Below are 9067 nucleotides of genomic sequence, written 5' to 3'. Positions count from 1 at the left end.
AGAGACTCTAAATCAGATGAAACATCATCAGCGTTTCTATTATCTAAAACTGAACCACCAATTAAATCTTCAAAAGAAATTTCAGAATCAGCAGCATCATCATTAGTTGAAGTTATTTGGTATAAGTGCATATCTTCTTTAGCAGTTTCTTGAGTGAAGAAAATTTGATCATCAATGTCAAGAGCTGTACTGTTTAAATCGAATGATAAAACATCTGAAGCGTTTGTAACACCTACCATAGTTAAACCTAAGTTGTTAACTGGAGCACCAACAATTTTGGAACCTGAGAAGAAAATTCTCTCATCTTCAGCACCTAATTGGAATACATCTAATGCATTTGAGTCATCAACAGATAATGCGAATTCAGCAGGAATTGCGTTTCCATTATATAAATTACCTGAAAAATCAATAGAATCAGAATCAGATGAAATCTCTAATGTTGAGTAATCTACACTATTAAGACCATCATAAGATAAAGTAAATGAACCGAATAATGAGTCAGATAAGTAATCTCCTTCTTGTAATAGAATTTCATCATCAATTGCGTAAACAATTGTTAAAGTTTTTCCACCAACAAAATTTGCTTCTACTTCATAATCTAAGTAAACATCTTCAAAATCTTCATCGTTAATTTTTACATCTCCTGAATCTTGAATTTCTACTTTTTGACCACCGATAACAATCTCAGCGTAACCTTTAACAGCATCTCTTGATGAGGATACTAAGTCAGTTACAGCAACAGAAACGCCACCAATGTCTTCTACTTCAAATTCATCAACTGATTTTGTTTCACCATTAACAGTTAATAGAACTTTATCATCAGAAACTGATTGAACACTAACTTCATATGAGTTACCATCAACACTAACAGATGTAGTCTCTCCTTCACCTAATGAAACTTTGTTAGCTCCACCAATTAAAGTCATTTCATCTGCAGTAATCTCTACTACAGTAAATTCATTACCCATAATAGTTAAAACTTCACCAACCATTGTGTTAGTAGTATCAGCTGCAATATCTGTTCCAGTTAAAGCAGAATCAAATTCTAATTCATATGTTGCGAAAATCGCACCATTACCTAAGTATAAACCATCAGTTGCTTCTTCTTCATCAACTTCAGTAAATAATCTGTAATTAAATTCAATATTATCACCCATCATTAATTCTTGAGAGTAATCTTCAGTATCTAAACTTGCATCATCTAATAAAGATGTTGAGTCTAAATCTAAAACTTCTTTAATTGTTGAAAAACCATCAACACCAAAGTTTAATGTTTGTTTATCATCTGTTGCAAGAACAGAATCTCCACCTTCAGAGGAACTCTTGTATGTAATCATTACTTTTTCGCTATCTCCTGAGAATTCAGATTTTAAATCTTCAATCACAGCTTGAGCTGCAGTCATATCGTCAGCACCTACACCAGAACCAACTACAACTGAACCTACAAATTTACCATCTTCAACAAAGTTTGAAGGGTAACTACTTAAACTACCGAATACAGCACTACTAATCATAGCAGCGGAAGCTGCAACTGCAGTAATTCTTTTTGTCGCTTTTTTAAATTTATTCATTTTTATATATTATGTCACACTATATGCAACTTGTCAAACTTTCGCCTGAATTTTGTAATAGCAACTTACATTTATGTTATTGAAATAACTCTATATATATTTTAATTATTACTATAGAGTTAGAATTTTCAATTCATTGTTGCCCAGAGTGAAAGTAAACTCGTTAAGTCCTGAGACTTTCAGCTTACTAGGCTAATTATAATAGTGACAAATTTAGTTTATAAAACTTAGCGAATTTACACCATAAGCTTTTTAAATTAGTTCTCAAAATATGAGATTTAATGAGATTTTGAGCAATAACTTCTATGAATGAAACATTCCTACGATACCAAAAATCTTTGATTATTGAGCATGTTAGGAATTGTTAGAAAACTTGTATTTTTGTAAGTAAAAAAAATCTAAAATTCCTTCAAAACAATCAAGGTTTTTTGAGAAATAAAGGATTTTTAAGGCCAATTTAGCCTTAAATATCTATATATTATGACTTTACCATAATGTCTAAGAATACGAAGAAGGAGTATTGTTATTACTTTAGGGCTTTACCATAAGCCATAATGTCTAAGAATACGAAGAATGAGTATTGTTATTAAGAAAAAATGCCATAAAAGAAGAAACTAAAACATTTATAAATAAAAGAATATATGGTATAGTATGACAACAGATATGATTACAATCCCTAAAGAAGAGTATGATAGACTAAAAGCACTTGAAAAAGTGGAATGGGATGTCGTAGGAGAATTCAAACAAGCATTAAATGAACTTAAAGCTGGCAATTACAAAGAGTGTTAATACTATTTTTTCTTTAATTTCTCGTAAATTTCATAAGCAAGATGTTTAAATTCTGGAAGCAATATCTTAATTTCATCAATTGTTTCTTGCTGGTAGCTCTTTTTACTTGACTTTACAAATAGAATAATCATAATTTCCTTGTAAACTAAAAAATAAATTCGCTTACCTCCTATTTTCTTTTCTCTAAAAAACTCATAACTTAAAGGTTTACCTAAAATTATTCCTGATTTTAATTTTACTTTAAAATTTTCGTATTCGTTATATTCGGAATTATCTAATAGCTTTCTTAAATCTTTTTCAAAGCTACCTATCTCGAATATACTATACTTCATTAAAAAATCTTAAATAATAAAATTTATATAGTTTTGTATTATGGGACTTTGCTACAAGAAAAAAATTAATTCTTATAAATTCTCTTACGATGATCTACTTCTAAGACTAGAATGAGTAATTTGTTATCTTTAATATCAACAATTACTCTTAATTCTCCTACTCTTAATCTAAAGTAAGGATTACCTACTAATTTTTTCACATAACTATGAGGTCTTATTCTGCATCTCTGCAATGAGTTAAGAATTCTTTCTTGCAAATCTCTATCAAATTTTTTAAGCTGCTTTTTAGCCTTGTCAGTGTAAATTAAATCGTAACTCATTTATAATCCAAGTTCTTTTTTAATGTCTTCATGAGTATGAACTCTCCCATATTTAATATCAGCTTCAGCTTCAGAAATATTTTTTAGGGCTTCTTTAGATAATTCCATAGTATCTTCAACTAAATCCCAAATAACATCTTCATATGTCTCTTTATCATATAATTTTCTTTTGGCAAGAAGATTTCGAAGTTCATCACTAATTTGAATTGTTGTTGTTGTCATAGTATACTATAGGATACTATAATATATAAACTTTTCGATTAGAAATTCAAAGAAAAAAGGAAATTTATTTAGAAGTTAGATTACCTAAAATAACTTCACCAATATCAAAACTAATATCTGAAACACTTAAGGAAGATTCTTCTTCCCATTTTACTTTCCAAGTAAGGATTCTTACTCCAGTAGTTGATTGTTGATCATCAAATTTTTCAAATTTAGTTATTCCAACTCCATCTAAATAAAATAATTTTGTGAATAACGAACCTCCTAGAGGCGCATCAACTAACATATAATTGTAACCACCATTAGTTTGTGTTAAAACAACATCAAACATCCCCGATTCATTTAATTTAATTTCACCTAGAGTTCTATCTGCATAAGGTACAATTAAAGACCTGAATGGGTCCTCAATTGGCAGATTTGTACTATTAATACTCTCCCCTTCAATTTTAAATGAACAAAATACATTTGAATCTTCATCTTGCCTACAATCATCAAATCCTTGATATGATGTTGCAAATACACTACCTCTAGTATCAAAACCAATTCCACAGTAAATTCCATCAGTTTTTTCAACACAGCTCCCAGTTCCCCTATAAGTAGGATATATTGCAAACCAATAATTAATTAAATCTTCTCTTTTAATATTTTCAATTTGCGCTCTTGAATCAATTGCTTCTAATTCAGATACATATTGATTAACTAAGCCTATATCTTCATCAAGTTCTAAAGCTATTTGTTCATTAGTCATTTTATTATAATTATCATGAACATATTTTTTAGTGAAGTCCCATGAACCCCAATGAGCCCAAACTCCTGCTTTTCCAACCATATCTTCAGATGTGATTACAAAATTTTCGGAAGGATTAGAACAAGCTAAGCTTTGCATTACTTCTTCAATTTGTTCATCAGTAAAACTATAATATTTATAATTTTCAAATAGTTCAATTTTCTCTTCATCAGATTTACCAAATGTAGAGTATAATAATTTGTTAGTCTTTACACCCTCAGTATTATCTTCAGAAACTTCTAAGATATAATCAAAAGCATTATTACCACCACAAACAAGCATTTTTAGAATATCATGAGATACTTCTTCATCATTTTCTAAAAGTAATTTACCTACCCAGTGCGATTGAGGAGTTGTTTGAGATGCTCCATCAAAAGTTACTCCACGCTCAGCAATTGCTGCAAAGAAATGACCAAAATCCCACCAAGAAGTTATTATTGCATCCTCTTGTGAATTGTCCTTAATATTATACATTGATTGATACCATGCATCATCAAAATTAGGAATACTATTATCTGAAATCAACAAAGCATTAGATGCGATAGGCATGAATAATACAACAAATAAAATTGATGCTGCTGCAAAACCATACACATTTTGAAAATAACCTTTAAGTTTAAATTCTTCCGTAAAAAATGCATTAACAATCTTAGATAAATAGTACAACCCAATTCCAAATGCAATTGAAGTTGCAGGAGCAAGAAGTAAAATGAATCTAACACCAATTAAACTCATAAATACTGTTCCTGCAATCCATACTGTTAGTAAAATTGCTGCAAAAATTTTATTACCTCTATTTCCTGCAATTAAACTCATAATTAAAGCTATAGCCACAGGCATAAACATTAAAGCAATAAATAAGAACTTAGAATTTGCACTTATAGATGTAAACATTGTTGAATTTACAAAAAGCAAAGTCCAAATAAAAGTAAATATATACATAATTCTCTTTGCAATTCCTTTCATTTTCTCTTCATTAATGAAATCTAACATCATAAAAACAAGACCTAAAAGAGCAATAACAAAAATAAATTTCCCTCCAACACTACTAATCACTTGAGAAAATGGTGCTGCATTCAATTCTGCAACAGAAGAGAATACATTAGGCCAAATATTTGTTCCAGAAATTGTTGCAAGACCTGAAACTGAACCACTAATACCTCTATATGTTAATACAAATATATCAGTTCCTCTGAAAATCCATGTGAAAATGTAAGATGATAATACAAATGAGATTAGTACTAAAATATCATTTAAAACTAAATCTGAAAAATCTTTAACTCCTTTAATTTGAGTTATATTTGATAATAATAAATAACCAACATAACCTAGAAGAGAAATTACTAAAAAAGTAAATATAAACCAACCTGGAGACCATGCCCAAATAAACATACCTTGAAATAAACCTGCAATCAATGCTAAACTAACAGTTAAAACCCTATTCTTGTAAACAAAGGCAAGTATCGCAAATAAAGTGATAAGTAACGGAAAGAATATATTGTAAGCATCAGTATCCACAAAACCTGCAACAGTTCTTGAAACAAAAGTTCCGACACTAACTAGAAGTAGACTTCCAAAGAGTGCAAATAAATCATTTGAAAATCTTCTAATAATTAAATATACAGGAATTGCAGCAAGCATTGAGATAATTACTGGAATCCAAAAAATTACTTTAGTTTTCTCTCCAACATCAGCATCAGCTGCAACACCAAAAATCTTAAATAAACTAGATTCTAACCATACATGAAATTCAGGTTCTCCTGAAGGCTTCATATTAGGAGCAAGTTGTAAACTCTCATATCCTACACCATCAATTACAGTATCTCCAGTTGTTCCAGTTTGAAGAACATTCTCAGATTTACGATAAAAGTAATAAGGATCAATTGCATTCAAATAAGTTTGACCATTATCAGCTTTAAAGGATTGTTTTACTGCCTCAGAATTTTGTTTTGCAATGTCTGCAATCACAACTTTTTGTCCTTGAAACTCATATTCTCCAGTATCAAGAACTTTTTGGTATTCTTTTGTAACCATCTCATCTATATATTGAGAATCAAGATTAGGATACTGAGCACTCACTTGCTGAGAAATTACACCTCTAATTTGCGTATAAACATTCGCCTCTACTCTCTCTTCAAGACCTCTTAAATCTGAAGGGCCTGATCTTACATAAAAAGCGAAAAACATAACAATTAAAATAAAAAAAACGGGAATTAATTTCTTTAACATTTTCATGTCAAAATTAACTGAAATATCTTCAGTTGCTTTTTTGATTTCTTTTTTAGGTTTTTCAGAAGATTTTTTAACCATACAAAATTTATTTGGATGCTATTTATAAATATTATTAATTATTGAAGTCTTTATAGATAGTTTAAAAAAATCTAAATTTTACAGTTCTAAGTTTTCTCAAACTATTAAATTTGTAGATTTTATGAAATATCTTCCGAGAATTATAGTATTTTTTGTAATTCTCTATACCAATTATAAAATTCTCTCAACCCCTCTTCAATATTTGTTTTTGGTTCATAATCAAGCAACTTTTTAGCCTTAGAAATATCTGCATAAGTAATCTCAACATCTCCAGGTTGCATACCTATTTTTTCTATAATTGCTTTTTTTCCCGTAACTTTCTCAACAGTTTCAATAAATTCATTTAAATCAACAGGAGTATTATTTCCAAGGTTAAAAATCTCATAACCTAATTGTGTATCAAGAGCAGAAATAAATCCTTTAACAAAATCTAGAACAAAAGTATAATCTCTTTTAGTTGAACCATCTCCAAATTTTTTAATAGACTCGCCCTTACTCACTTTACTTACAAAAATAAATGGCGCCATATCAGGCCTTCCTCTAGGCCCATATATTGTAAATGGTCTAATTACATTAACATTTAAACCATATAAATGATGATAGGTATAACCTAATAATTCTGTTGATTTTTTAGTTGCAGCATAAGGTGATATTGGTAAATCAACACTATCTGTTTCAGAAAAAGGAATTTTCTTTTGATTACCATAAACAGAACTTGAAGATGTTAAAACGAAATTTTGAATTTTAAAATCCTTTGCAAGTTCAAGCAAGTTAAGAGTGGCTTTAATATTTGAATGTTCATATATGAAAGGATTCTCAATTGATGGTCTAACTCCAGCTCTTGCTCCAAGGTGCGCAACATATTCTGGACTATGATTATCAAATACTTTTTTTAACTCTTCAAAATCTGCTAAATCTTGCTTATAAAAAATAAAATTGTCAAACTCTTTTAAGATTTTTAAATTAGCTTCTTTTTGTCGAAGATTATAATAATCATTTACTTCATCTACTCCAATTACTGTATCACCCCTCTTAAGAAGATTCTCTGCAACATGAGAACCTATAAATCCTGCGCATCCTGTAACTAAAATAATTTTTTGTTTCATCTTATTTTCTTCCAATTCCAATATACTCAAATCCTTTTTCTATAATTTCTTTAGGATTATATATATTTCTTCCATCTATAATTAATTTAGTTCTCATTTTATCATGTAACTTTTCATGATTTAATATTCTAAACTCATCCCATTCAGTTAATAATAATAATGCGTCCGCATCATCCAAAATTTCATAATGGTCATCATGCATTTCTATCTCAAAATGAGCATGTTCTTTTTGAAAATTATCTCTAGCAACATAATCTGAAGCTTTAACATTTGCTCCTTCGGATAAAAGTTTCTCAATTATATAAATCGCAGGAGCTTCCCTTATATCATCAGTTTTTGGTTTAAATGCTATTCCCCATATCGCAATATTTTTACCCTTAAGAGAACCTAACCTTTCTTTTAGTTTATCTACTACAATTAATTTTTGATTCCTATTTACTTCCTCAACAGAATTCAAAATCTTAAATTCATGATTATTTTCTTTTCCTGATTCAATTAAAGCATTAACATCTTTAGGAAAACATGAACCACCATAACCAATTCCTGCCTGTAAGAATTTTGGACCAATTCTATTATCAAGACCTATTCCTTTTGCTACTGCTTTTATATCTGCTCCAACTATATCACAAAAATTTGCAATCTCATTGATAAAAGATATTCTTGTTGCAAGCATCGAGTTTGCAGCATATTTAATTAATTCTGCACTTTTAATGTCCGTAAATAAAATAGGAGATTGAGTTCTAACAAAAGGTCTATATACTGCACCCATTACCTCTTTTGCATGTTCAGATTCACAACCTAAGACTATCCTATCCGGATTTAAAAAATCTTTTACTGCTGCCCCTTCTCTTAAAAATTCAGGATTAGATACTACATCAAACTCTGTATTAGTTATAGAAGATATTGTTCTTTTTACCATGTCTCCAGTTCCAACAGGCACAGTTGATTTATTTACAAATACCTTATATTTATTTAAATTTTTTGCAAATATTGTTGCTACTGCTTTCACATATTGTAAATCAGCTTTATGGTCTTCATCAGGAGGAGTTCCAACTGCACTAAATATTACATCAGATTCTTGAATTGCTTTGTCAATATATGTAGTAAACTGTAATCTCCCTTTTTCTACATTTTTGTTAACCAATTCTTTTAATCCGGGTTCATAAATCGGAATTTCACCTTTATTGAGCATTATAATTTTATTTTCATCAATATCTGCACAAATTACTTCATGACCTACTTCTGCTAAACATGTCCCTGTAACAAGGCCAACATATCCTGTTCCGACTATAGTTATCTTTACCATTTTTTATGAATTTGAAATGATTTAACATATATTACAACTTTTATGTAAAATCAATTATATTATGTTTCTCATCTCATCCTAGACTTATAAAATCAATTATCAAATTAAATTGACATAAACTAAAAAATAAGAAGAATAATTTTGTTTTGTATTGTTTAAAAATTCACTTACAACTAGAAGTAATCAGACATATATAAAGAGAAAATTAATAAAAAAATTATTTCTATTTTACAAAATACCTCCACTAGTTTCATGATACTCTTCTGCTGAAAAATAATTTTTTTTTACTTTTGTATTATATTTTTCTTCAATATTATATATAAT

8 protein-coding genes are annotated in these 9067 nt (G+C 29.2%); 1 reads left to right on the top strand and 7 read right to left on the bottom strand.

The features are described 5' to 3' along the window. Window positions 1-1571 (bottom strand): hypothetical protein (locus PF569_01165; protein MDA3854837.1); only part of this gene is annotated, 1571 nt, incomplete at its 3' end. A 651-nt stretch (window positions 1572-2222) separates the two neighbouring features. Here PF569_01165 and PF569_01160 point away from each other — a divergent pair. Next, a complete protein-coding gene (locus PF569_01160; protein MDA3854836.1) occupies window positions 2223-2360 on the top strand; it encodes a hypothetical protein in 138 nt (45 codons plus the stop codon). A gap of 2 nt (window positions 2361-2362) precedes the next feature. Here PF569_01160 and PF569_01155 read toward each other — a convergent pair whose 3' ends face one another. The 6 genes from PF569_01155 to PF569_01130 all read right to left on the bottom strand — a co-directional run bounded on the left by PF569_01155 (window position 2363) and on the right by PF569_01130 (window position 8743). After that, window positions 2363-2692 carry a hypothetical protein gene (locus tag PF569_01155; protein ID MDA3854835.1) on the bottom strand — a complete coding sequence of 110 codons (330 nt, stop codon included), beginning with the start codon at window positions 2690-2692 and terminating at the stop codon, window positions 2363-2365. Window positions 2693-2757: 65 nt separating this feature from the next. After that, the gene (locus tag PF569_01150) at window positions 2758-3012 is read right to left on the bottom strand and encodes a type II toxin-antitoxin system RelE/ParE family toxin (protein MDA3854834.1); all 255 of its coding nucleotides are present in this window, start codon (window positions 3010-3012) and stop codon (window positions 2758-2760) included. Next, on the bottom strand, window positions 3013-3234 hold the full coding sequence (locus tag PF569_01145) for a hypothetical protein (protein ID MDA3854833.1): 222 nt from the start codon (window positions 3232-3234) through the stop codon (window positions 3013-3015). A 64-nt stretch (window positions 3235-3298) separates the two neighbouring features. After that, window positions 3299-6331 carry a hypothetical protein gene (locus PF569_01140; protein ID MDA3854832.1) on the bottom strand — a complete coding sequence of 1011 codons (3033 nt, stop codon included), beginning with the start codon at window positions 6329-6331 and terminating at the stop codon, window positions 3299-3301. Window positions 6332-6471: 140 nt separating this feature from the next. Next, window positions 6472-7437, bottom strand: a complete 966-nt coding sequence (locus PF569_01135; protein ID MDA3854831.1) for a GDP-mannose 4,6-dehydratase — start codon at window positions 7435-7437, stop codon at window positions 6472-6474. Between the two features lies 1 nt (window position 7438). Further along, complete coding sequence (locus tag PF569_01130; protein ID MDA3854830.1) at window positions 7439-8743, bottom strand: UDP-glucose/GDP-mannose dehydrogenase family protein; 1305 nt, start codon at window positions 8741-8743, stop codon at window positions 7439-7441. Between the last annotated feature and the right edge of the window lie 324 nt (window positions 8744-9067).

Source organism: Candidatus Woesearchaeota archaeon (genome assembly GCA_027858315.1).
Classification (GTDB): Archaea; Nanobdellota; Nanobdellia; order Woesearchaeales; family UBA583; genus UBA583.
Note: the sequence above shows the minus strand (reverse complement) of the source record. Positions and strands in the feature narration are given on the sequence as shown.